This window comes from Bradyrhizobium sp. P5_C11_2 (assembly GCF_054049755.1).
The window spans coordinates 1-1,172 of the sequence record NZ_JBFULT010001057.1; the positions used below are offsets into that span (position 1 = coordinate 1).

The 1,172-nt window shown below is 64.0% G+C and carries 2 protein-coding genes; both read right to left on the reverse strand.

The window, feature by feature from the left end; translation table 11 throughout:
- The coding region (gene ypfJ / locus ACXJL8_RS41620; RefSeq protein ID WP_456687098.1) for a KPN_02809 family neutral zinc metallopeptidase at positions 1-859 on the reverse strand (859 nt) is incomplete at its 3' end.
- A gap of 27 nt (positions 860-886) precedes the next feature.
- Positions 887-1,172 (reverse strand): hypothetical protein (locus ACXJL8_RS41625; RefSeq protein WP_456687099.1); only part of this gene is annotated, 286 nt, incomplete at its 5' end.

A 1,172-nucleotide genomic window follows, 5' to 3' on the forward strand; every position in this document is an offset into this window, starting at 1 on the left:
GCGCTGCCGAGCCGTGGGTGAAGGAATCAGGCACCACCCGGCCCGTGGCCTGACGCTGCAGCGTGTCGTCGCCGATCGCGCTCGCCGTGGTCAGCGCGGCGTCGATGTCGCCGGCTTCCAGGAAGCCCGGACGCTTCTTCTGCTCGCGGTTGACCCAGACCCCCGACAGGCAGTCGGCCTGGAGCTCCACCTTCACCTGCAACGCATTGGCCTCGGCCTTGCTGCCGGCCTGCTGCTGGAGCCGCGTCACCCGCGGAATGATGCCGAGCAGGTTCTGGATGTGGTGGCCCGCCTCATGCGCGATGATATAGGCCGCGGTGAACTTGCAGGCATTGCCGGAGCAGCCGCGGAAGCGTGTCTCGACCTCGCGGAAGAAGTTGGTGTCGAGGAAGATGGTGCGGTCCGGCGGACAATAGAACGGTCCCATCGCCGACTGCGCCATGCCGCAGCGGCCGCCATTGGTGGCGTTGCGGAACAGCACGATCTTCGGCCCGGTGTAGTTCTGGCCGCTGGCCTGGAAGATCTCGCTCCAGCGATCGTCGATCTCGCCCAGCACGCCGGCGATCATGCTGCCCATCTCGTCGGTCGGCGCGCCGCGCTTGGCGGAGGAGGACTGGCGATCGGTCTGGTAGGTCGGTGCCTGGTTGCCGCCGGTGAGGATCTCGGCGCCGCCGATCAGGATGCGCGGATCGATGCCGAAGGCGTAGCCGATCAGGCCGAGCACGATGATGGTGCCGATGCCGAGACCGCCTCCGCCCATCGGCAGACCGAACCCGCCGCCACCGCCACCGCCACCGCCGCCGCCCTCGTCGCGACGATCCTCGATGTCGTCGCTGCGGCGGAAATCATCATAGCGCATGGCCGGTTTCCTCAGTCCTCGATGGCATCACTTGGCACAAGACCTGACATAAGACTTGGCATAAGGCTTGACGCAAGACTTGGCACAAGACTTGGCGCAGGAGATTTGGGCGCAAATGCGCGCAAGCTCAACGCGCCACACATGTAAAATTTCCGTTGCATTCATCAATATCGTGCTCGGCAAAAATTGCCTAGTGCGACAGCGTGCCTGGGCCAGCAATTTTTTCCCGGCTCGAGCAATTTTTTCCGAGAGAAATTTGCAGTCTTTTCGCCGCTCGGGCCGCTCCCGCACCGCGAAGAAATGCGAAATATGC